The sequence below is a fragment of the Paracoccus alcaliphilus genome, assembly GCF_028553725.1.
Lineage (GTDB): Bacteria > Pseudomonadota > Alphaproteobacteria > Rhodobacterales > Rhodobacteraceae > Paracoccus > Paracoccus alcaliphilus.
On record NZ_CP067124.1, the window covers coordinates 3,460,001 to 3,480,823 of the forward strand.

The window sequence follows — 20,823 nt, forward strand, 5'->3', positions numbered from 1 at the left end:
CGCCCTGCCCCAGCCGGTCATCGCCGAGGTTCAGGGCATCGCCACCGCGGCAGGCTGCCAGCTCGTCGCATCCTGCGACATGGCTATTGCCGCCGAGGGCACCCGCTTCGGCGTCAATGGCGTCAATATCGGCCTGTTCTGCTCGACGCCCATGGTCGCACTGACCCGCGCCATCCCCGCCAAGGCGGCGTTCGAGATGCTGACCACCGGCGAATTCATCCAAGCCGACCGCGCCCGGGAACTGGGCCTGATCAACCGCATTGTCCCTGCTGACCAGCTTGTCGAAACCACGATGGAACTGGCACGCACCGTCGCCGCCAAACTTCCCGCAGCGGTGCGGCTGGGCAAACGCGCCTTCTATGACCAGCTGCGCAAGGGCCTCGCCGACGCCTATACCCAGACCGGCCAGACCATGTGCGAAAACATCATGTTGCCCGATACGGATGAGGGCATCTCCGCCTTCCTGGAAAAACGTCCGCCCAGCTGGACCTGACACCCGGCATCTTTGGTGTACAAATATCCTCGGGGGGTCCGGGGGGCGAAGCGCCCCCGGCACGGCCTCCGACGGTCACCCCGCAAGCGCCTCGACCAGTTCCATGAAGTGCTCGCCGCGTTTCTCGAAATTCGGATATTGGTCGAAACTGGCCGCGGCGGGTGCCAGCAGAACGGTGTCGCCCGACGCGGCATCGGCACTGGCATGTGCCACCGCCTGATCCAGCGTCTCGGCGATCTCATAGGGCGTATCGCCCAGTTGCAGCGCAAAATCGCGCGCCGAATGACCGATCAGATAGGCTTTCGCGACCCGTCCCAATGCCGGGGCAAGCAATGAAATACCGCCATCCTTACCCATTCCTCCGGCGATCCAGCGGATGCGCTCAAAGGCGTTCAGCGCCTTCAGCGCCGCATCGACATTGGTCGCCTTGGAATCGTTGACATAGCGGACACCACCGATCTCGGCCACGGTCTGGCTGCGATGGGGAAGGCCCGGGAAGCTGTGAAACGCAGCCTCGATCTGACGCGGGGCCAGCCCCACCGCGCGGCAGGCCGCATAGGCGGCGCAGGCATTCTGGTGGTTATGCTCGCCCGGCAATCCGGTGATCGCGCGCAGATCGATCGAACCCGCCTGCCGCCCCTTGCGATATTCGGCCAGATATCCCTTGCGGGCGAAAACCGACCAGGCCGCCTGATCCAGCTTTTGCCCCGACGACACCCGGATGACCCGGTCGTCGGCAGGCCCCATCTGCATCTGACCGGCCAGAAACATCCCCTCGACCTCATCGACGCCGATCACCGCGCGATCCGGCCCGCCTTCCGCAAACAGCCGCCGCTTGGCCGCGAAATAGCCGCCCTGCCCGCCATGCCGGTCCAGATGATCCGGCGACAGATTGGTGAAGACGGCGACATCCGGGGTCAGCGACCGGGCCAGATCGGTCTGATAGCTGGACAGCTCCAGCACCACGACCTCTCCGTCGCAGGCCGGCTCCAGCGACAGCACGCCCGTGCCGATATTCCCGCCCATCTGGGTGGGACGGCCGGCCTCTTGCAGGATATGATGGATCAGCGCCGTCACCGTCGATTTCCCGTTCGAGCCAGTGACCGCGATCACCTTCGGCGTGCGGTCGAATCCCTGCCAATCCTCGGTGGCATAGCTGCGAAAGAACAGCCCGATATCATTATCGACCGGAATCCCCAGTTGACATGCCTTGAGGATCGCCGGATGCGGCGCCGGATAAAGATGCGGAATGCCGGGGCTGGTGATCAGCGCGGTCACCCCGTGCCAGTTCGCGTCCCGGGTCAGGTCGGCGATGCGCAGGCCTTCGGCCTCGGCCGCCTGCCGCGTATCGGCGCCGTCATCCCATGCGACGACCTGCGCGCCACCCGCCGCCAGAGCGGCTGCCGTCGCCCGGCCTGAACGGCCAAGGCCGAGAACGGCGATGGTCTGACCTTCGACAGCCTGAACCGGGATCATGTCCTGAGCCTTTCACTTGCACCGGGGCCGTGCCGGGGGCGCTTCGCCCCCCGGACCCCCCGAGGATATTTATGCACCAAAGATGAGGATCACCGAACCTTCAGCGTGGCAAGGCCTATGAGTGCCAGAATCAGCGCGATGATCCAGAAGCGGATGACGATCTGCGCCTCTCCCCAGCCCTGTTTTTCGAAATGGTGGTGGATCGGGGCCATCAGGAAGACGCGCTTGCCGGTGCGCTTGAAGTAAAGCACCTGAATGATGACGCTGAGCGCCTCGACCACAAAGAGCCCGCCGACGATGGCCAGGACGATCTCGTGTTTGGTGACGACGGCGATGGCGCCAAGTGCGCCGCCGAGGGCGAGCGAGCCGGTATCGCCCATGAAGACGGCGGCGGGCGGGGCGTTATACCACAGGAAGCCGAGGCCGCCACCGATCAGGGCGGCGGCAAAGACCAAGATCTCGCCCGTGCCGGGAACGTGGTGGACGCCCAAATAGTTGGTGAAATCGACACGCCCGACCGTATAGGCGATGGCGCCAAGTGTCGCCGCCGCGATCATCACCGGCATGATCGCCAGCCCGTCCAGCCCGTCCGTCAGGTTGACCGCATTCGCCGCGCCGACGATGACGATCATGCCGAAGGGGACGAAGAAGATGCCCAGATTGATCAATGCGTCCTTGAAGACCGGCAGGGCCAGCTGTCCGGTCAGCCCGGCGGGATGCAGCCACATCGCCCATGCGCTGGCCACCAGTGCCAGCACCAGTCCCAGCCCCATGCGCACCTTGCCCGACACACCTTTGGTGTTGTGCTTGCTGACCTTGGCGTAATCGTCGGCAAAGCCGATGGCGCCGAAGCCTGCCGTCACCAGCAGCACGATCCAGATATAGCCGTTGTCCAGTCGCGCCCAGAGCAGGGTCGAGACGAACAGCGCCGACAGGATCAGCAGCCCGCCCATCGTGGGCGTGCCTGCCTTGACGAAATGCCCCTCGGGTCCGTCATCGCGAATCGGCTGGCCGCGTTTCTGCTTGCGCCTGAGATGCTCGATCAGGGGGCGTCCGAAGATGAAGCCGAAGATCAGCGCGGTGAAGAACGCCGCCCCCGCCCGGAACGTGATATAGCGAAACAGGTTGAAGAGGTCGCCCCCTTCGGAAAGGCCGCTCAGCCAATAGAGCATTCGTCATGTCCTCGCATCAAGGCGTGCCGTCATTTCAAAGGTGTCGGGATGTGAAAGGATTTTCGCAGGGCCTCGACCACCACCGAGATCAGCGAGGATTTCGAGCCCTTGACCAGAACGATATCGCCCGGACCGGCCAGTTCGGACGCGCGCGCGGCAAGTTCGCTTGCGGTCTCGGTCCAGAGCCCGCGTTTTTCGGGCGGCAGCGCGTCGTAGAGGTGCTGCATCCTTGGCCCCGCCGCATGGACCAGATCGACCTGCGCCATGGCGGGATCGTCGGCCAGTGCGCGGTGCATCGCCAGTTCTTCGGGGCCGAGTTCCAGCATGTCGCCCAGAATAGCGATGCGGCGCCCGCCCGTCAGCCCCGTCAGCGTGGACAGCCCCGCCGAAAGCGAGGTTGGATTGGCGTTGAAGGCGTCGTCGATCAGGCGCAGGCCCGCGATATCCTCGACTCCGCCACGCCCTTTGGGGGGGTGCCAGTCGATCAGGCGGCGGGCGGCCTCGGCCACATCCGCCCCGGCAGAGGACAGCGCGGCCAGCACGCCGACCGCGTTCATCGCGAAATGGGTGCCGGTGGTGCGCAGGGTGAAATCGAACACCTTTCCCGCGATCCGGGCGCGGCAGGACAGCACCCCATCGGCGGGCCGGGCATGGATCAGTCGCGCCATGCCGTCGCGGCCAAAGCCCACGACGATGGCCCCGGCCTTGTCGGCGCAGTCGCGCAGCAGGCCGGTGACAGGCAGGTCCTCGGGGATGATGGCGCTGCCGACCGGTTGCAGGCCGTCAAAGATCGCGCCCTTTTCGCGGGCAATGCCGTCGAGGGCGCCGAAAGCTTCCAGATGGGCGGCGGCGACGGTGGTGATCAGGGCGACATGCGGGCGGGCCATGCGCGACAGGGGCGCGATCTCTCCCGGATGGCTCATGCCGATCTCGACGATGGCGAAATCGGTGTGGCGGGGCATCCGTGCCAGCGTCAGCGGCACACCCCAATGGTTGTTATAGCTGGCCTCGGCGGCGTGGATGCGGCCCTGCCCGGTCAGTGCCACCCGCGCCATGTCCTTGGTCGAGGTCTTGCCGACCGAGCCGGTGATGGCGACCACCTTCGCCTGCGTCCGGGCGCGGCCTGCGCGGCCCAGATCTTCCAGCCCGCGCAGCACATCCGGCACGATCAGCAGCGGCGCGTCATGGGCCACGCCTTCGGGGATGCGGTTGACCAGCGCGGCGGCCGCGCCCTTTTCCAGCGCCTGCGCCACGAAATCATGACCATCCCGCGCGGCCTGAAGCGCCACGAACAGATCGCCCGGCTGAATCGTGCGGGTGTCGATGGACACGCCATCCGCGACCCAGTCGCCCTGCGCCCGCCCACCCGTGGCGGCGGCGGCATCACCTGCGGTCCACAGGCTCATATCCGGCCATCCAGCGCGGCGACGGCCACTGACGCCTGTTCGGCGTCGTCGAAGGGATAGACATCCTGCCCGACGATCTGGCCGGTCTCGTGCCCCTTGCCCGCGATCAGCAGCGCATCGCCCGGTTGCAGCGCATCGACGCCGCGCAGGATCGCCTCGGCCCGGTCGCCGATCTCGGTCGCGTCGGGACCGGCTGCGGCCATGATCTGCGCGCGGATGGCGGCGGGGTCTTCGCTGCGGGGATTGTCGTCGGTGACCATCACCACATCGGCAAAGTCGCGCGCGGCCTGCCCCATCAGCGGCCGCTTGCCCCGGTCGCGGTCGCCGCCCGCACCGAAAACGACGATGATCCGGCCCATCACATGCGGGCGCAGCGATTGCAGGGCGGCGATCAGCGCGCCGGGTTTGTGGGCGTAATCGACGAAAACCGCCGCGCCGTTTTCGCGCTGCGCGACCAGCTGCATCCGGCCGCGAACGGTCTGCAACTGCGGCAGCACCGACAGGACCCGATCGCGCGGATCGCCCGCCGCCATAGCCAGCCCCGCTGACGCCAGCACGTTTTCGGCCTGAAAGCCGCCAATCAGCGGCAGCCGCACCAGATGCGCCTGCCCGTCGCAGGAAAACCGCAGATCCTGCCCGGTCGCGTCGTAACGCTGGCCCAGAATCCGCAGGTCGGCCTCGGGTCCGTTGCCGATGGTGGTCAGCGCCGCACCACGTTCGCCCGCGATCCCGGCCATCTGGCGGCCACGCTCGCTGTCGATATTGATGACGGCCCCGGCGCCCTCTTCCAGAATACGGGTGAACAGCAGCGCCTTGGCGGCGAAATATTCGTCAAAGCCCGCGTGGTAATCCAGATGATCCTGGCTGAAATTGGTGAAGGCGGCGGCATCGACGCGCACCCCGTCCAGACGGCGCTGATCCAGACCGTGGCTGGAGGCCTCCATCGCGGCATGGGTCACGCCCGCCTCGACGGCATCGGACAGGATGCGGTGCAGGGTCAGCGGATCGGGCGTGGTATGGGCCAGCGGGGCGTGGAAATCGCCCTCGACCCCCATCGTGCCCAGACTGATCGCCTTGTGCCCCAGCGCCTGCCAGATCTGGCGGGTAAAGCTGGCGACCGAGGTCTTGCCCGACGTGCCGGTGATGGCGACCACATGTTCGGGCTGGGCCTCGAACCACAGGGCGGCGGCGCCCGCCAGCGCGGCGCGCGGGTCCTCGGCCACGATCAGCGCGCCGTCCCAGCCCGACAGCGCATCTGCCGCCATCTCGACACCGGCGCGGTCGGTCAGGATGGCCCCGGCCTCCATCCGCAGGGCATAGGGGATGAACTCGGCCCCGTGCATGGCCGATCCCGGCAACGCGGCGAACAGATGGCCGGGCCGGACGCTGCGGCTGTCCAGCGCCAGGCCGGTGATATCGGGGTCGCGCCCGTCCCTTGCCCGCAATCCCAGCTGCGACAGCTTTTTTGCGCCTTGCCTCACCATGCCACCCGTCATTGATTTGCGACGAGCTTTATCTCATCCGATGCCGGCGGTTCAACACGAGGCTGAAAGCGCGGCGTGATCGTCGGCAGAATTTCGTCAACCTTGGGTTCCAGCCCGATCAGCGGCGCAAGACGGCGCAGCAATTCGGCGGCGACGGGCACGGCGGTGGCGCCCGCCGTCCGGCTTTCGCCCGACAGACCCTGCACCGAAGGCTCGTCCATGGTGACGATCATGACATATTGCGGATTGCTGGCCGGAAAGACCGAGGCAAAGGTCGCCACGTTGCGATCACGGTAATAGCCGCCGCTGGGTCGCGGCTTGTCGGCGGTGCCGGTCTTGCCCGCGATCTCGAAGCCCTCGATCTCGGCGGTGCGGCCGGTGCCGCGCGTGACCACCTGACGCAACATGCTGACGGCCATGTTGGCGGCGCTGGTGGACAGGACCTGTTCGCCCTCGGGGCGCTGGCGGCCATGCACCAGCGTCGGCGTCACCTTCCTGCCGCCATTGGCGATGGTGGCATAGGCGGCGGCCAGATGCAGCGGGCTGGCGGCAAGACCGTGACCAAAGGACACCGTCGCCGATGTCACCGCGGGCCAGCGCCGCGGAACCAGCGGCTTGCCGGTGGGGGCCTCGACCATCTCGATCTCGGTCGGATCGAAGAAGCCCAGATCCTCGAGAAAGGCCTTCTGCCGCTCGACCCCGATCATCTGCGCGATCCGCACCGTCCCCACGTTCGAGGATTTCACGATCACGTCGGTGGCCGACAGCTGCGGCCCGTAATTCGAGAAATCGTTGATGCGGTATTTGCCGATCCGCATCGGGCTGGAGGTGTTGATGCCGCTGTTGGGGTTGATCAGCCCCAGATCCAGCGCCTGCGCCACCGGGAAGATCTTGAAGGTCGAGCCCAGCTCGTATTGCCCCTGCACGATCCGGTTGAACAGCGGGCTGTCCGAGGCATCGCCGGTCAGCAATGGCCGGGGCCGGTCGTTGGGGTCGAAATCGGGCAGGCTGGTCATCGCCACGATCTCGCCCGTCCTGATTTCCATCAGCACGGCGCCGGCGCCCTTGGCGTTCATCAGCTTCATGCCCGAGGCCAGAACCTCTTCCATCGCCGATTGCGCGGCAAGGTCGATCGACAGGGCCAGCGGCGCGCCTTCATTCGCGGGATCGCGCAGCCAGCCGTCGAACGCCTTTTCGACGCCCGCGACGCCGACCACCTCGGCGCTGTTGACGCCTTCGTTGCCAAAGCCCGAGCCGCCAAGGATATGGCTGGCGACATGGCCGTTGGGATAGATGCGCATCTCTCGCGGGCCGAACAGCAGGCCCGGCTCGCCCAGATCATGGACGGCCTGCATCTGTTCGGGGCTGATCTTGCGCTTGATCCACAGGAATTTGCGGTCGCCGGTGAATTCGCGGATCAACCGTTCCTGATCCAGATCGTCAAAGATGCGCGCCAGCCCCTGCGCGGCGCCGATGGGATCGACCATCTGATGCGGATGGGCATAGACCGAATGGGTCAGCAGATTGGTCGCCAGCACCCGCCCCTCACGGTCGGTGATGTCGGCACGTTGCGACATGATCTGCGCGCTGGACACCTGAGAGCGCGGCTCGCTGGGATCGGACGAGGCCATGACCCCCATGCGCACGCCTACCGTCGCAAAGGCCAGAATGAAGCAGCTTGCCATCAGCACCACGCGCATTTCCGACCGGCGCTGCGCGCGGGCCTGAATGCGTTCGTGACGCAGCCGGCGGTTCTCGGCCTCGATATCGTCGGGGTTCTCGCCGCGCTCGCGGGCACGAAGGATGCGGGCCAGCGGGCGCAAAGGGGTGCGGATCATGGCTGTTGCTCCTCGGAATCGGATTGGTCGTCTGCCTCGGGCGGGGGCGGCGGGGCAGGATAATCAATATTGTCCAGTTCAACGGACTGGCCGGCCCGCATCGGGATCAGTTGCAGGCGGTCGAAATTCAGGTCCACCAGCTCGCGCAGCCGCGTCGGGCGGTTCAGATAGGCCCATTCGGCCCTCAGCACGCCCAGATCGTCGCGCATCAACGCGATTTCCCGGCGGATCTGCGACATTTCGCTGATCGCGGCCTGCGTGCGGTAATTCTCGCGATAGGCCCAGAAGGCCAGACCCATCACCGTCAGGATGCAACCCAGCCAGATCAATGTGCGCATCAGCTGGACTCCTTTCCCGGCAGGCGTGGCATGGCCAGCATCGCCTCATCGGCCGAGGCGGCGGGCGCGTCGGTGCGGATCGCCACCCGCAGCAAGGCCGAGCGCGCGCGCGGATTGCCCGCCAGTTCCGCATCATCGGCACCCACGGCGCGGCGGAAGGGCAGCGTGAAGGCGGCGGGCGTCTGCACCGTTTCGGGCGCATAGCGACTGCCGCCACCGGCGCTGTTGGACCGCGCCTGCATGAAACGCTTGACGATCCGGTCCTCCAGCGAATGAAAGCTGACCACCGCCAGCCTGCCGCCGGGTTTCAGCGCCCGTTCGGCGGCGGCCAGCCCCTCGACCAGTTGCCGGAATTCGTCATTCACCCAGATGCGGATGGCCTGAAAGCTGCGGGTCGCCGGATGGCTCTGCCCCGGCTTGGGGCGCGGCAGGCAAGAGGCCACCAGTTCCGCCAGTTCCGCCGTCCGCTGCAAGGGCCGCGCCGCCACGATGGCCCGCGCAATCCGGCGCGAGGCGCGTTCCTCGCCATAGTGATACAGCACATCGGCGATCAGCGCCTCATCCGCCGTGTTCAGCAGATCGGCGGCGGATGGTCCCACCTGCCCCATCCGCATGTCCAGCGGCCCGTCGCGCAGAAAGGAAAACCCGCGCTCGGCCTGATCCAGCTGCATCGAGCTGACGCCCAGATCCAGCACCACGCCATCGACGGGCTGACCGGCCAACTCGTCCAGTTCGGAAAACGTGCCCGCGACCAGCCGCAGCCGGTCGCCATATTCCCCGGCCCAACCGGCGGCCATGCCGAACACGGCGGGGTCGCGGTCAATGCCGATCACCTGCGCCGCGCCCGCCTGCAACAGCCCGCGCGCATAACCGCCTGCGCCGAAAGTGCCATCCACCCACAGGCCCGAGACGGGTTCGACCGCCCTGAGAAGCGGCTTCAGCAGGACGGGGATATGCGGATCGGCCATGTGCTAACCCTCGTCCGTCTGCTGCAAGAAGGCGCGGGGGTCGAAATCGGGGCCATGCTGGGCCGCGAAATCCTCCAGCGCCTGAACGTCCTTCGGGCGCGTGTCGGGGTGATAGACCTGAATATAGTCGCCACGCGATTCGAAGATCGTCTCGGCGCCCTCGGAAAAGCCCAGCTTTTCGCGCAGCTTCTGCGGCAGGACCAGACGGCCTTCGCGGTCGATCTCCAGATCGGTGGACTGGCCGTTCATCAGCAGTTCCAGCCAGCGCCGTTCCTGGCTGCCGCGGGTCAGGCGGTCAATCTGTTCGTCGATCTCTTCGATGGCTTCGATGGTGTAAAGTTCGATCCAGTTCCACCAGTCGGGGCCATAGACGGCAACAAGCTGGGTGCGCCCGGTATTGGCCGAGGTGAGGCCGGGATCGCCGGCGTCGAAAACACGACGCAGCCGTGCAGGGATCGACATGCGACCCTTGCCATCGACCTTGACGGTTTCGGTGCCTCTGAATTTCCGCGCCACCTTGCGCCCGCCCTCACTGTCCTGTCTTTTCCGCCCGCCCGAAAAAGAAAAGGCGGATCGGGCCGCTGCCACTGCCCGATCCGCCGCCCTCGTTCCCATGACTGGGCCCCGACTTTGCGGGGTTGCCCGTTGCCTTCGCGCGCCACCTGGGGGAGGTGCTGCTCGCACGCGCGGCCGGGTCGATATTGGAAAACGGGTGCCTGTATGAAGCCTGCTTCGCCTTCGCCGGGGTCTTGTCGCCCCTTGCACTGCCCGCTTTCGTGATTCCGTTGTGACATGGGAATTTCAGGGAAGCAACGGTATTGTTCGCGACGGACAGTCTTTGCCGCTGATCCGTTCGGTTCAATATTCGGGAAAACAATGCCCGGAAAACCAGATAAGCGCAATTTTTGGTAATTTTATATCAATTACACACAATATATAGACATACGGGACTGTGGCATAAAATCCCATGCGAAAGCGACTTTCCGCCATTTGTCGCGCCTAGCCTGCGGGCGCTAACCACATGTTCACGGATTGGACCCAGCGAATCACGGCGAATCACGAAGCCGAGATGAAAAAACGCGCCGTGGTGGCGCGCTTTCCCAGCTTTCCCATTCATTCCCGGATGACGGCCCGCGGGCCCCGTCAGACGATTCCCATCCCGACCAGCTTGCGGGCCAGATCGGCATAGGCATCGGCGACGATACCGTCGTCCAGCGCGATCGGACGCCCCGAATCGGCGGCCAGCCGGACCTCCAGTTGCAGCGGGATCTCGGCCAGCAGCGGCACACCCAGCGCCTCGGCCTCGGCCCGCACGCCGCCATGCCCGAACAGATGCGCCTCGTGCCCGCAATTGGGACAGACATAGACGGACATGTTCTCGACCATGCCCAGAACCGGCGTCTTCAGCTTGACGAACATGTCGATGGCCCGGCGCGCATCCAGCAGCGCCACATCCTGCGGGGTCGAAACGATGATCGCCCCTGTGACCGCCGCCTTCTGGCACAGGCTCAGCTGCACATCTCCGGTGCCGGGCGGCAGGTCGATCAGCAGGATGTCCAGCTCTCCCCACATCACCTGTTGCAGCAATTGCTGCATCGCGCCCATCAGCATCGGCCCGCGCCAGACGACGGCCTCGCCCGGTTTCAGCATCAGCCCGATCGACATCATGGTCACGCCGTGGGCATGCAATGGCTCGATCCGCTGCCCGTCCGGGCTGGCCGGGCGCTCTGACACGCCCATCATCTGCGGCTGCGAGGGGCCATATATATCGGCGTCCAGCAAACCGACCTTCAGCCCGGCCCGCGCCAGCGACACCGCCAGATTAGAGGTGACGGTGGATTTGCCCACCCCGCCCTTGCCCGAACCGACGGCGATGATGTGCCTGACGCCGGGAATCGGCTGCGGCCCGGCCTGCGCGGTCGGATGGCCGCCCAGTTTCAGCGAAGGCGCCTGCCCCTGCCCGCCCGAGCTTCGCGCCGGCGCGGCCCCGGCTGCGGCGGTGGTCACGATCTGCACCTTTTCTATACCGGGCAGTTCCAGCAGGCGGCGACGGACCTCTTCCTCGACCGGGGCGATGGCGCGGGCGGCGGCGGCATCGGCGACCTCCAGCACGAATCGCACCGTGCCACCATCGACGGTCAGGGCCCGCACCAGATCCGCCTCTCCAAGGCTTCGGCCGTCCGGCAGGGTGAATCCGGATATTTCCCCTAGGACAACTTCGCGTGTCACAGTCATGTCATTGGCCTTGCTGCTTATGTCGCCCACAGCATGAAGCATAGCGCAAGGGGCCACAACCACCCCCTGCGGCGGCCTGCCGCAGTGCTTTCGAAACACCTTCAAAAACAAGCGATTCCGCATCGTTTCGTTACCGCTATCGGAAAATATAGCATAATTTTCTGTTAAGATTTCAGTAACAAACAGGTGTATAGGTCAGCACCAGTCATGCGATTGCTGCATGGCAGCATTACTGAAACAATCGTTGTGCATTCGCAGCAAAAGGGCCATCTTGTTCTCACAGCACCGGGCCATCCGGGAACGGTGCGAAGATGAGATGTGAAAGGATACGGAAATGGCTGTCATCGCCCAAGCAAATGCTGCCGCCGCCGAAACCGGCCTTGCTGGCCGTCTGCTGAGCGCGATTCAGCGCATGCAGGAAAACCGGGCTCGCCGCGCTGTCTATCGTCAGACGGTCCGCGAACTGAATGCCCTGACCGCGCGTGATCTTCAAGACCTCGGCATCAGCCGGTCGATGATCCCCGGTCTGGCACGCGAAGCCGCCTGGGGTTCCAACTAAGGAATTCGAATTCCCGCCCCCCTCCTCCTCCCAGGGGCTGGAACCGGCGACACCCTCTCTCCTCCTCCCCGAGGGTGTCGCCCAAAGAACACGAACAGCACCCACTCCTCCTCCCTCGGGTCCGGTTCGCCAGCGGCGGCCTCGCTCCTCCTCCCAGAGGTCGCCGCAAAAAATAGCCGCCCTATCTGCGGCAAACGGATGTAACGCCCCTCTCCTCCTCCCCGGGGCAGTTACAAGCGGTAAGGACCCTCCTCCTCCCTGGTCGTTACCGCGCCCCATACGCGGCCCCTCCTCCTCCCTGGGCCAGCGTTGTGCGGCGGCACCCCTCCTCCTCCCTGGGTGCCGCCGCTTCTTCATTTCAGCCCCCTGAATTTCGTGCTTCCGCTTTGCCCGACGTGGGGCTATGGCATGGGTCATGCTCAGCTATCAGCACGCCTATCACGCCGGAAACCTTGCCGATCTGCACAAGCACGCGCTGCTGGCGGCGGCGCTGGATTACCTGACCCGCAAGGACAAGCCCCTCAGCTATCTGGAAACCCATGCCGGTCGCGGGCTCTATCGCCTGAACAGCGCCGAATCGCGCAAGACCGGAGAGGCGGCGGCAGGCATTGCCCGGGCCGAGGATGAGGGCTGGCTGCCTGCCGACCATCCGCTGATGCGGGCGCTTGATGCGGTGCGGGCGACGCATGGGACCGACGCCTATCCCGGCTCGCCGCTGATCGCCGCGCATTTCCAACGCCCCGGCGACGCGATACATCTGGCCGAACTGCACCCCGCCGAACATGCGGCGCTGGCGGCGAATCTGCCCTTTGCCACGCTGCATCATCAGGATGGGTTCCAGATGGCGCAGGCGGTCTGCCCGCCCACGCCGCGCCGGGGGATGCTGCTGATCGATCCCAGTTTCGAGATCAAGGCCGATTACGCCAACCTGCCGCGCTTCATCGAAAAGATCGCGCGCAAATGGAATGTCGGCGTGATCGCGCTGTGGTATCCGATCCTGACCGATGGCCGCCACCAGCCGATGATCGCCGCCTTGCAGGACGCCCATCCCGACGCGCTGCTGTCCGAGGTGACCTTTCCCGCCGCCCGGCCCGGCCATTCGATGATCGGTTCGGGCATGTTCATCCACAATGCGCCCTGGGGCTTGCAGGACGAGGCCGCGCGGCTTCAGGCATTGTTCCGCGACCGCGCCTGATCGCGGGCTTTCCGGGATTCCCCTGCCCCGCGCCCTGTGGCATGATCGCGAAAAAACGGGCAGACCCATGACGCAGCGCTTCTCCATCGGCTCCCTGATCCTGTTCGGGGTGACCTTCTTTCTGGGCCTTTATTTCGCCTTTGCCGCCGTGCAGGGCCCTTCAGGGATCCTGCGGCGGGTGCAGATCGAATCCGAGATCACCGAACTGGAGGCCGAGCGCGACCGGCTGAAAACCGAGGTCGATCAGATGCGCAACCTGACCCGCCGCCTGTCCGACGACTTTCTGGACCTTGATTTGCTGGACGAACGCGTGCGCGAGGTGCTGGGCATGATCCGCTCGGACGAGGTGATCCTGCGCTGAAAGGCATCTTTACAGGTCTGGAAACAGGCGGATTGCACCCCGCATTTTGATGCGCTAGGGATAGTTTAACGCTGAACTATCCCGAGCCACACCGAGGAGGAATGCCCGCATGGCCAGGAAACCCGCCGCCGGCAAGGAGGCGCCGTCCAACACATCCAAGGACGAGTTGCTCCAATACTATCGCGACATGCTGCTGATCCGCCGATTCGAGGAAAAGGCCGGCCAATTGTATGGCATGGGTCTGATCGGTGGCTTCTGTCACCTCTATATCGGACAAGAGGCCGTCGTCGTCGGGCTGGAAGCCTGCGCCAAGGAAGGCGACAAGCGCATCACCTCGTATCGCGACCACGGCCATATGCTGGCCTGCGGCATGGAGGCGCGCGGCGTCATGGCCGAGTTGACCGGGCGCGAGGGTGGCTATTCCAAGGGCAAGGGCGGCAGCATGCACATGTTCAGCCGCGAAAAGCATTTTTATGGCGGGCACGGTATCGTTGCCGCTCAGGTGCCGCTGGGTGCCGGGCTGGCACTGGCCGACAAGTATCTGGGCAATGACAATGTGACCTTCACCTATTTCGGTGACGGCGCGGCGAACCAGGGTCAGGTCTATGAGACCTATAACATGGCCGTCATCTGGGATCTGCCGGTGATTTTCGTCATTGAAAACAACCAATATGCCATGGGCACCTCGATGAAGCGTTCGACCCGATCGAACACGCTCTATGGTCGGGGCGAGGCCTTCGGCATCCCCGGCGAACAGGTCGATGGCATGGATGTGCTGGCGGTCAAGGCTGCCGGTGAAAAGGCCGTCGCCCACTGCCGCGCGGGCAAGGGGCCCTATATCCTCGAAGTGATGACCTATCGCTATCGCGGCCATTCCATGTCGGATCCGGCGAAATACCGCACCCGCGAAGAGGTCCAGAAGATGCGCGACGAACGCGACGCCATCGAGCATGTGCGCGAACTGCTGCTGCAAGGCAAGCACGCGACCGAGGACGACCTGAAGGCCATCGACAAGGACATCAAGGATATCGTCAACGATTCGGCCGAATTCGCCAAGGAAAGCCCGGAACCGGCACTGGATGAGCTGTGGACCGATATCTATGCCGCTGACCTGCCGCAGGGCAGCGCCGAAGAACACGCCTGAGGGAGGGTGACATTATGGCAACCGAAATCCTGATGCCCGCCCTGTCGCCGACCATGGAGGAAGGCACGCTGGCGAAATGGCTGAAGAAGGAAGGCGATGCGGTCAAATCCGGCGACATCATCGCCGAGATCGAGACCGACAAAGCCACGATGGAATTCGAGGCGGTGGATGAGGGCATCCTCGGCAAGATCCTGATCGAGGAAGGCACGCAGGGCGTCAAGGTCAACACCCCCATCGCCGTGCTGGTCGAGGAAGGCGAAAGCGCCGACGACATCAAGGCCCCCGCACCCGCCGCCGCAACCCCGGCCGAGGCGAAAGCCGAAGCCCCCGCCGCCTCTGCCGTGGAAGAGGTGAAGACGCCCGAACCCGACCGCAGCCCCGACTGGCCCGAAGGCACCAGCATGAAGACCATGACCGTGCGCGAGGCATTGCGCGAAGCCATGGACGAAGAAATGGGCCGCGACGACACCGTTTTCCTGATGGGCGAGGAAGTCGGCGAATATCAGGGCGCCTACAAGATTTCGCAGGGTTTGCTGGACAAATATGGCCCCCGTCGCGTGGTGGACACGCCGATCAGCGAAATCGGCTTTGCCGGTATCGGCACCGGCGCGGCTCTGGCCGGGCTGCGCCCCATCGTCGAATTCATGACCTTCAACTTCGCCATGCAGGCGATTGACCACATCATCAACTCGGCTGCCAAGACACTCTATATGTCCGGCGGCCAGATGGGCTGCCCGATCGTCTTCCGTGGCCCGAACGGCGCCGCCGCCCGCGTGGGCGCACAGCACAGCCAGGATTATGCGGCATGGTATGCCCAGATCCCCGGCCTGAAGGTGGTGATGCCCTATACCGCAGCCGACGCGAAGGGCCTGCTGAAACAGGCGATCCGCGATCCGAACCCGGTGATCTTCCTTGAAAACGAGATCCTCTATGGCCGCTCTTTCGAGGTGCCAGAGCTTGAGGACTTCACCATCCCCTTCGGCAAGGCCCGCATCGCGCGTTCCGGCAAGGATGTGACCATCATCAGCTTCGGCATCGGCATGGCCCATTCGCTGGAAGCCGCCGACAAGCTGGCCGAGGACGGGATCGAGGCCGAGGTGATCGACCTGCGCACCCTGCGCCCCATCGATTACGCCACCATCATCGAATCGGTGAAAAAGACCAACCGCGCGGTGACGGTCGAGGAAGGTTTCCCGGTCGCCTCGATCGGCAACCACCTGTCGGCCCATATCATGGAAAACGCGTTCGATTACCTCGACGCACCGGTGATCAACTGCACCGGCAAGGACGTTCCCATGCCCTATGCCGCCAATCTTGAAAAGCACGCGCTGATCACCGCCGCCGAGGTGGTCGAGGCGGTGAAGAAAGTCACCTATCGTTAAGGAGCAAGCGTTATGCCGACAGAAATCCTGATGCCCGCGCTCTCCCCCACGATGGAGGAAGGCACGCTGGCCAAATGGCTGGTCAAGGAAGGCGACGAGGTCAAATCCGGCGACATCCTCGCCGAGATCGAGACCGACAAGGCCACGATGGAATTCGAGGCCGTGGACGAAGGCAAGATCGGCAAGATCCTTGTCGATGAGGGCACGGCGGGTGTGAAGGTGAACACGCCCATCGCCGTGCTGCTGGAGGAAGGCGAAAGCGCCGACGATATCGGCAGCGCGCCCGCGCCCAAAGCCGAAGCCAAGGCAGAAGCCCCGAAGGCCGAAGCCCCCGCCGCAGCCGCCACCCCGGCCCCTTCGGCTGCGAAATCGGCCGATGGCGGACGCATCTTCGCCTCACCCCTCGCCCGTCGCATCGCAGCGGAAAAGGGCATCGACCTTGCCGCCATCACCGGCACCGGCCCGCGCGGCCGGATCGTCAAGGCCGATGTCGAAGGCGCGACGCCCGGCGCGGCCAGACCCGCCGCGGCGGCTGACACCCCAAAGGCCGCCCCCGCAGCCGCAGCCCCCACCGGCCCATCGGCGGAAGCCATCCTCAAGATGTATGCCGACCGCGACACCGAAGAGGTCGCGCTGGACGGCATGCGCCGCACCATTGCCGCGCGGCTGTCCGAGGCCAAGCAGACCATTCCGCATTTCTACCTGCGCCGGTCCGCAAAGTTGGACGAGCTGATGAAGTTCCGCGCCATGCTGAACAAGCAGCTTGAAGCGCGCGGTGTGAAACTGTCGGTCAACGACTTCATCATCAAGGCCTGCGCATTGGCCCTGCAAGAGGTGCCGGACGCCAATGCCGTCTGGGCCGGCGACCGGATCCTCAAGCTGAAACCGTCGGACGTGGCGGTGGCCGTCGCAATCGAAGGCGGCCTGTTCACCCCGGTGCTGAAGGACGCGCAGCAAAAGACCCTGTCGGCGCTGTCCGCCGAGATGAAGGACCTGGCCAGCCGCGCCAAGACCAAGAAACTGGCCCCCCACGAATATCAGGGCGGCAGCTTCGCGATTTCCAACCTGGGCATGTTCGGGATCGAGAACTTCGATGCCGTCATCAACCCGCCCCACGGCGCGATCCTTGCCGTCGGTGCGGGCGTCAAGACCCCGGTGGTCGAGGGCGACGAGGTGGTCATCCGCAACGTCATGTCGATGACCCTCTCGGTCGATCACCGCGTCATCGACGGCGCCCTCGGCGCACAACTGCTGCAGGCCATCGTCAACCATCTGGAAAACCCGATGGGCATGCTGGCCTGACTCGACAACCAGTGACGCGACACAAAGGGGGCCGTTTGGCCCCCTTGCCGGCGAAGGGCTGGAACCCGATCTGCGCCGGCACTCTTTCGACAACGCGATTGCGCTGGCGGCAAGACAGAACGAGTGACCCTGCGATTGGCTTCAGTGCCCGGTTTCTTTCTTCTGAGCCCTCGCAGGACAACCTCTCTCACATCAGAACTGCTCGCACCATCACCCGGCATGTCGTGATCCATGAACCTGCCCACGGCCATCATCCGGACCATTCTGCCAAATTCCGGATAACGGTTGAGCAGCATCCCCCTGACTGGAAACAACGTGACGATCAGGCAGGCCGACAACAGGATTCAGGTTAGGCTCCATCCCTATAAGTTTCTGTTGCAGGCCAGCTGGTTGAGTGATTCACGGTGGTCATGATCAACCGAGACGAGCGATATTTCTGGCTGAGCGCACAACAGATGCGGCGGCTTCAACCGTTCTTTCCCAAGGTGCGAGGTCGCGCGCGATCGGACGACTGCAAGGTGCTGAGCGGGATCATCTACGTCAAGCGGTATGGGCTGCGATGGCAAGATGCACCCTCGGTCTACGGTCCCTACAAGACCCTGTACAACCGGTTTGCCCGCTGGTCTCGAATGGGCATCTACGCACGCATATTTCAGGAACTGGCGCAACCCGGCAGCCATGGCGACACGCTGATGATCGACAGCACCTTCCTGAAAGTGCACCGCACCGCAGCAAGCCTGCGAAAAAAAGGGATCGTCCGAGGGCGATCGGGCGCACGAAGGGCGGCCTTAACTCTAAGCTGCACATGCTCAGCGATGGCAAGGGGCGCCCTTTGGACTTCTTCCTTTCTCCTGGCCAGATGGCCGACAGTCGGGGTGCCCTCGTGTTGCTGCGCCATCTGCCGCCAGCCAAGCGTAACCGACTGATTGTTACCGCGGCGACAGTGCCTTGATGCGGGTGTTGATTTTCTGATCATCGTCCCTGAGCATGTCTTTCAGTTCGTCGATACCGTCATCGGTCAGGGCGGTGACGGTGTCATCGGGGCCGGTATAGACGCTGATGATCGCGCCGTAGGTCAGGTTGTCATCGTTGTAGACGATGGCTTCGAGAAGCTCGGGGTCTTCGCCCAGCATCTTTGCGACGTAGTCGAGGGTGCAGACGTGGGTGACGGTTGCCATCAGGCGGCCTCGTGCTGGGCGGAGGGCAGCGGCGACCAGTTCCAGGGCAGCAGATCGTCGAGCCGGTTGATCTTGTGATCATGGATACGGGCCAGAATGTCGGCCAGATAGGCCTGCGGGTCCAGGCCATTCATTTTGGCGGTCTCAACGATGGTCATGGCCCGGGCCAACGTTTCGGCTCCGGTATCGGCCCCCGCGAAGAGCCAGTTACGGCGGCCAACGCCGATCGGGCGCAGGGCGCGCTCGGCCGGATTGTTATCGATGCCCACGCGCCCATCGGACAAGAACAGGCTGAAGGCGTCCTGACGGCTCAGCCCATAACGGAAGGCTTTGGCCAGATCCCCCTTGCCGGGGATCCGCGAGAGTTGGCTCTCTGACCAGGCGAAGAAGGCCTCGACCTTCGGGGCGCTGTGCTTCTGGCGCGCGGCAAGACGGATCGCGGCGGGATGACCGGTGATCTCCCGCTCGATGTCGTAGAGCGCGCCGATACGGTCGAGCGCTTCGCGGGCGATCGCGGATCTGGTCTTGTCCCATTCGTCATGGAAGTCGCGCCGCAGGTGGGCCCAACACGCTGCCTCTTGCAGGCGGTGCGCCCCATCCGGCTGTGGAGCATAGAGCTTTGCATATCCCTTGTAGCCATCGGCCTGCAGGATGCCGCGGGTGTTGGCCAGATGGCGATGGACGTGTTCTTCCTTCCAATCCGGCGCAAACGCATAGACAGCACCGGGGGGCGAGGCACCCGACCAAGGCCGCTGGTCACGGATATAGGCCCAGATCCGGCCCTTCTTCACGCCCTTGCCCAGCCCCTTGTCCCGGCCCACACGATCCAGCACCCGGATCGGTGTATCGTCGGCATGCAGCAGGTCGCTGGTCATCACGTCCGCCTCGATCCGTTCGATCAACGGGGCCAGCACCTTCATGGCGCGACCGCACCAGTCGACCAGTGTGCTGTCGGGGATATCCGCTCCCATCCGGGCGAAGATCTCGTGCTGGCGATACAAGGGAAGATGGTCGTCGAACTTGGAGACGAGGATATGCGCCAGCAGGCCCGCGCCTGCCACGCTGCCGGGGATCGGGCGGCTGGGGGCCGGAACTTGCACCATGCGTTCGCAGCGGCGGCAGGATTTCTTGAGCCGGGCGATCTGCACGACCTTCAACTGTGCCGCGATCAGATCCAGCATCTCGCTGACATCCTCGCCCACCAGACGCAGATCGCCACCGCAATCGGGGCAGCACCTGCCGGGGTCCAGTTCCTGCCGCTCGCGCGGCGTGCTGTCCGAGACCCGAGGGCGGCGGCGGGAGGGGCGGTCAGAGACGCCATCGGTCGCTGACGTTTCCAGCGTATCATCGCCCTGACCGTCAGCCGGGACCGAAGTCTCGCTTTCGGCCGTCGCGATCAGCAGATCCTCCAGCGCCAGCTCAAGCTGCTCGATCTCGCGCTCGATCTTTTCCGAGGACCGGCCGAACACCTGCTTCTTCAGCCTGGCGATGCGTAACCGCAGGGCCTGGATCAACTGGTCCGATCATACGGCCTCCAGCACACGGATCAGCCGCGCAAGAGATCGGTCATCGATCGTCTCGGCGCAACGAACATGCCGACCGTTGCGCAGCAATATCTCGATCATCGGCACCGACCCGGGTGCCAGGGGCTGGCTGCGGCCAGCGGCATCTTCGTCAACCGCCACAAACAGCGCCGAACCCGAGACAGGCCAAAGCCCCTTGCGCCGCATCTCCTGGCGCCACTGATAGATGTGTTGCCGCGTCAGGTCGGCCTCGCGCGCGACATCCGTCACCGTCCTGCCGTTGACACCCACGCGCTCCAGGACCGAAATCTTCTCGGCATCCGACCATCTACGGCGACGCTCCCGTCCCAGAACCCCAACATGACCCACAGATCTCAGCTCCCCGATACGACGTCGGTAAGGACGTCAATAACGACGTAGCTTAAGGTCCGAGACCCAGATCAAAAGGCGGTGGCAACCGGGCCGTTACAGCCAAGCACTTCCTGGGCGACAAGGCCTATGACGCCGACTGGTTGCGCGACGACCTCAAGGGCCGCAGTATCCGCCCCTGTATCCCGCCCAGGAAGAAACGCAGGAAACCGGCCAGATACAACAAGCGCCTTTATCGCAGGCGCTACCGCATCGAGAATGCCTTCGGTCGTCTGAAGGACTGGCGCGGCATTGCTACCCGCTACGAGAGATGCGGCGACATCTTCCTCAACGCAATCATCCTCGCCGCGATCATCATCTTCTGGATCTAAAATTTATAGGGATCGACCCTAGGGGGATC

The 20,823-nt window shown here is 64.6% G+C and carries 19 protein-coding genes and 3 pseudogenes (1 of these 22 running past the window's edge); 10 read left to right on the top strand and 12 right to left on the bottom strand.

The window, feature by feature from the left end; genetic code table 11:
- On the top strand, positions 1 to 493 hold the 3' portion of the coding sequence (locus tag JHW40_RS17915) for an enoyl-CoA hydratase (RefSeq protein ID WP_090617101.1). Its footprint begins 293 nt before the window's first position; the window shows 493 of its 786 coding nt (coding positions 294-786); the start codon falls outside the window, past its left edge; its stop codon occupies positions 491 to 493.
- 75 nt (positions 494 to 568) lie between these two features.
- Here JHW40_RS17915 and murD read toward each other — a convergent pair whose 3' ends face one another.
- The 9 genes from murD to JHW40_RS17960 form a co-directional block, all read right to left on the bottom strand.
- Positions 569 to 1,969 carry a UDP-N-acetylmuramoyl-L-alanine--D-glutamate ligase gene (gene murD, locus JHW40_RS17920; RefSeq protein WP_090617103.1) on the bottom strand — a complete coding sequence of 467 codons (1,401 nt, stop codon included), beginning with the start codon at positions 1,967 to 1,969 and terminating at the stop codon, positions 569 to 571.
- 89 nt (positions 1,970 to 2,058) lie between these two features.
- Complete coding sequence (mraY, locus tag JHW40_RS17925; RefSeq protein ID WP_090617105.1) at positions 2,059 to 3,141, bottom strand: phospho-N-acetylmuramoyl-pentapeptide-transferase; 1,083 nt, start codon at positions 3,139 to 3,141, stop codon at positions 2,059 to 2,061.
- Positions 3,142 to 3,170: 29 nt separating this feature from the next.
- On the bottom strand, positions 3,171 to 4,547 hold the full coding sequence (locus tag JHW40_RS17930) for a UDP-N-acetylmuramoyl-tripeptide--D-alanyl-D-alanine ligase (RefSeq protein ID WP_090617108.1): 1,377 nt from the start codon (positions 4,545 to 4,547) through the stop codon (positions 3,171 to 3,173).
- Complete coding sequence (locus tag JHW40_RS17935) at positions 4,544 to 6,028, bottom strand: UDP-N-acetylmuramoyl-L-alanyl-D-glutamate--2,6-diaminopimelate ligase (RefSeq protein WP_419182477.1); 1,485 nt, start codon at positions 6,026 to 6,028, stop codon at positions 4,544 to 4,546. The genes JHW40_RS17930 and JHW40_RS17935 overlap by 4 nt, the downstream gene beginning before the upstream one ends.
- An 11-nt stretch (positions 6,029 to 6,039) precedes the next feature.
- Positions 6,040 to 7,869, bottom strand: a complete 1,830-nt coding sequence (locus tag JHW40_RS17940; protein WP_090617112.1) for a peptidoglycan D,D-transpeptidase FtsI family protein — start codon at positions 7,867 to 7,869, stop codon at positions 6,040 to 6,042.
- Positions 7,866 to 8,207 (bottom strand): cell division protein FtsL, encoded by a 342-nt coding sequence (ftsL, locus tag JHW40_RS17945; protein WP_244519361.1) that lies wholly within the window; start codon positions 8,205 to 8,207, stop codon positions 7,866 to 7,868. Before ftsL ends, JHW40_RS17940 begins: the two co-directional genes overlap by 4 nt.
- On the bottom strand, positions 8,207 to 9,175 hold the full coding sequence (gene rsmH / locus JHW40_RS17950; RefSeq protein ID WP_090617116.1) for a 16S rRNA (cytosine(1402)-N(4))-methyltransferase RsmH: 969 nt from the start codon (positions 9,173 to 9,175) through the stop codon (positions 8,207 to 8,209). The genes ftsL and rsmH overlap by 1 nt, the downstream gene beginning before the upstream one ends.
- Before the next feature lie 3 nt (positions 9,176 to 9,178).
- On the bottom strand, positions 9,179 to 9,763 hold the full coding sequence (locus JHW40_RS17955; RefSeq protein ID WP_272849011.1) for a division/cell wall cluster transcriptional repressor MraZ: 585 nt from the start codon (positions 9,761 to 9,763) through the stop codon (positions 9,179 to 9,181).
- Between the two features lie 555 nt (positions 9,764 to 10,318).
- On the bottom strand, positions 10,319 to 11,410 hold the full coding sequence (locus JHW40_RS17960; RefSeq protein ID WP_090617138.1) for an Mrp/NBP35 family ATP-binding protein: 1,092 nt from the start codon (positions 11,408 to 11,410) through the stop codon (positions 10,319 to 10,321).
- Between the two features lie 334 nt (positions 11,411 to 11,744).
- Between JHW40_RS17960 and JHW40_RS17965 the strand changes: the two genes are divergently transcribed.
- From JHW40_RS17965 to JHW40_RS18000, 8 genes and pseudogenes are all read left to right on the top strand, one after another.
- Positions 11,745 to 11,969, top strand: a complete 225-nt coding sequence (locus tag JHW40_RS17965; RefSeq protein WP_244519362.1) for a DUF1127 domain-containing protein — start codon at positions 11,745 to 11,747, stop codon at positions 11,967 to 11,969.
- A 415-nt stretch (positions 11,970 to 12,384) separates the two neighbouring features.
- Positions 12,385 to 13,164, top strand: coding sequence for a 23S rRNA (adenine(2030)-N(6))-methyltransferase RlmJ (gene rlmJ, locus JHW40_RS17970; RefSeq protein WP_090617121.1), 780 nt, complete (start codon positions 12,385 to 12,387; stop codon positions 13,162 to 13,164).
- Positions 13,165 to 13,231: 67 nt separating this feature from the next.
- On the top strand, positions 13,232 to 13,525 hold the full coding sequence (locus JHW40_RS17975) for an FtsB family cell division protein (protein WP_090617123.1): 294 nt from the start codon (positions 13,232 to 13,234) through the stop codon (positions 13,523 to 13,525).
- Between the two features lie 109 nt (positions 13,526 to 13,634).
- Positions 13,635 to 14,669 carry a pyruvate dehydrogenase (acetyl-transferring) E1 component subunit alpha gene (gene pdhA, locus JHW40_RS17980; RefSeq protein ID WP_090617125.1) on the top strand — a complete coding sequence of 345 codons (1,035 nt, stop codon included), beginning with the start codon at positions 13,635 to 13,637 and terminating at the stop codon, positions 14,667 to 14,669.
- Positions 14,670 to 14,683: 14 nt separating this feature from the next.
- A complete protein-coding gene (locus JHW40_RS17985) occupies positions 14,684 to 16,051 on the top strand; it encodes a pyruvate dehydrogenase complex E1 component subunit beta (RefSeq protein ID WP_090617127.1) in 1,368 nt (455 codons plus the stop codon).
- A gap of 12 nt (positions 16,052 to 16,063) precedes the next feature.
- The gene (locus tag JHW40_RS17990; RefSeq protein ID WP_090617129.1) at positions 16,064 to 17,353 is read left to right on the top strand and encodes a pyruvate dehydrogenase complex dihydrolipoamide acetyltransferase; all 1,290 of its coding nucleotides are present in this window, start codon (positions 16,064 to 16,066) and stop codon (positions 17,351 to 17,353) included.
- Positions 17,354 to 17,577: 224 nt separating this feature from the next.
- A complete protein-coding gene (locus JHW40_RS17995) occupies positions 17,578 to 17,706 on the top strand; it encodes a YgjP-like metallopeptidase domain-containing protein (RefSeq protein ID WP_244519363.1) in 129 nt (42 codons plus the stop codon).
- 57 nt (positions 17,707 to 17,763) lie between these two features.
- A pseudogene (locus tag JHW40_RS18000) lies at positions 17,764 to 18,269 on the top strand (IS5 family transposase); the annotation flags it as partial.
- A 13-nt stretch (positions 18,270 to 18,282) separates the two neighbouring features.
- Here the strand turns inward: JHW40_RS18000 and JHW40_RS18005 are convergent.
- The 3 genes and pseudogenes from JHW40_RS18005 to JHW40_RS24260 all read right to left on the bottom strand — a co-directional run bounded on the left by JHW40_RS18005 (position 18,283) and on the right by JHW40_RS24260 (position 20,345).
- The gene (locus tag JHW40_RS18005) at positions 18,283 to 18,531 is read right to left on the bottom strand and encodes a hypothetical protein (RefSeq protein WP_272849012.1); all 249 of its coding nucleotides are present in this window, start codon (positions 18,529 to 18,531) and stop codon (positions 18,283 to 18,285) included.
- A pseudogene (tnpC, locus tag JHW40_RS18010) lies at positions 18,531 to 20,051 on the bottom strand (IS66 family transposase); the annotation flags it as partial. The pseudogene tnpC and the gene JHW40_RS18005, both read right to left, overlap by 1 nt.
- A gap of 3 nt (positions 20,052 to 20,054) precedes the next feature.
- Complete coding sequence (locus tag JHW40_RS24260; protein WP_419182453.1) at positions 20,055 to 20,345, bottom strand: transposase; 291 nt, start codon at positions 20,343 to 20,345, stop codon at positions 20,055 to 20,057.
- Positions 20,346 to 20,524: 179 nt separating this feature from the next.
- Here JHW40_RS24260 and JHW40_RS18020 point away from each other — a divergent pair.
- Positions 20,525 to 20,794: pseudogene (locus JHW40_RS18020) on the top strand (transposase); the annotation flags it as partial.
- Positions 20,795 to 20,823: the final 29 nt, after the last annotated feature.

Bases quoted from the DNA above. Each gene is read 5' to 3' on its own strand.
- murD (WP_090617103.1), bottom strand. From the start codon at position 1,969: ATGATCCCGGTTCAGGCTGTCGAAGGTCAGACCATCGCCGTTCTCGGC.
- mraY (WP_090617105.1), bottom strand. From the start codon at position 3,141: ATGCTCTATTGGCTGAGCGGCCTTTCCGAAGGGGGCGACCTCTTCAAC.
- JHW40_RS17930 (WP_090617108.1), bottom strand. From the start codon at position 4,547: ATGAGCCTGTGGACCGCAGGTGATGCCGCCGCCGCCACGGGTGGGCGG.
- JHW40_RS17940 (WP_090617112.1), bottom strand. From the start codon at position 7,869: ATGATCCGCACCCCTTTGCGCCCGCTGGCCCGCATCCTTCGTGCCCGC.
- ftsL (WP_244519361.1), bottom strand. From the start codon at position 8,207: ATGCGCACATTGATCTGGCTGGGTTGCATCCTGACGGTGATGGGTCTG.
- rsmH (WP_090617116.1), bottom strand. From the start codon at position 9,175: ATGGCCGATCCGCATATCCCCGTCCTGCTGAAGCCGCTTCTCAGGGCG.
- JHW40_RS17960 (WP_090617138.1), bottom strand. From the start codon at position 11,410: ATGACTGTGACACGCGAAGTTGTCCTAGGGGAAATATCCGGATTCACC.
- JHW40_RS17965 (WP_244519362.1), top strand. From the start codon at position 11,745: ATGGCTGTCATCGCCCAAGCAAATGCTGCCGCCGCCGAAACCGGCCTT.
- rlmJ (WP_090617121.1), top strand. From the start codon at position 12,385: ATGCTCAGCTATCAGCACGCCTATCACGCCGGAAACCTTGCCGATCTG.
- JHW40_RS17975 (WP_090617123.1), top strand. From the start codon at position 13,232: ATGACGCAGCGCTTCTCCATCGGCTCCCTGATCCTGTTCGGGGTGACC.
- pdhA (WP_090617125.1), top strand. From the start codon at position 13,635: ATGGCCAGGAAACCCGCCGCCGGCAAGGAGGCGCCGTCCAACACATCC.
- JHW40_RS17985 (WP_090617127.1), top strand. From the start codon at position 14,684: ATGGCAACCGAAATCCTGATGCCCGCCCTGTCGCCGACCATGGAGGAA.
- JHW40_RS17990 (WP_090617129.1), top strand. From the start codon at position 16,064: ATGCCGACAGAAATCCTGATGCCCGCGCTCTCCCCCACGATGGAGGAA.
- JHW40_RS18005 (WP_272849012.1), bottom strand. From the start codon at position 18,531: ATGGCAACCGTCACCCACGTCTGCACCCTCGACTACGTCGCAAAGATG.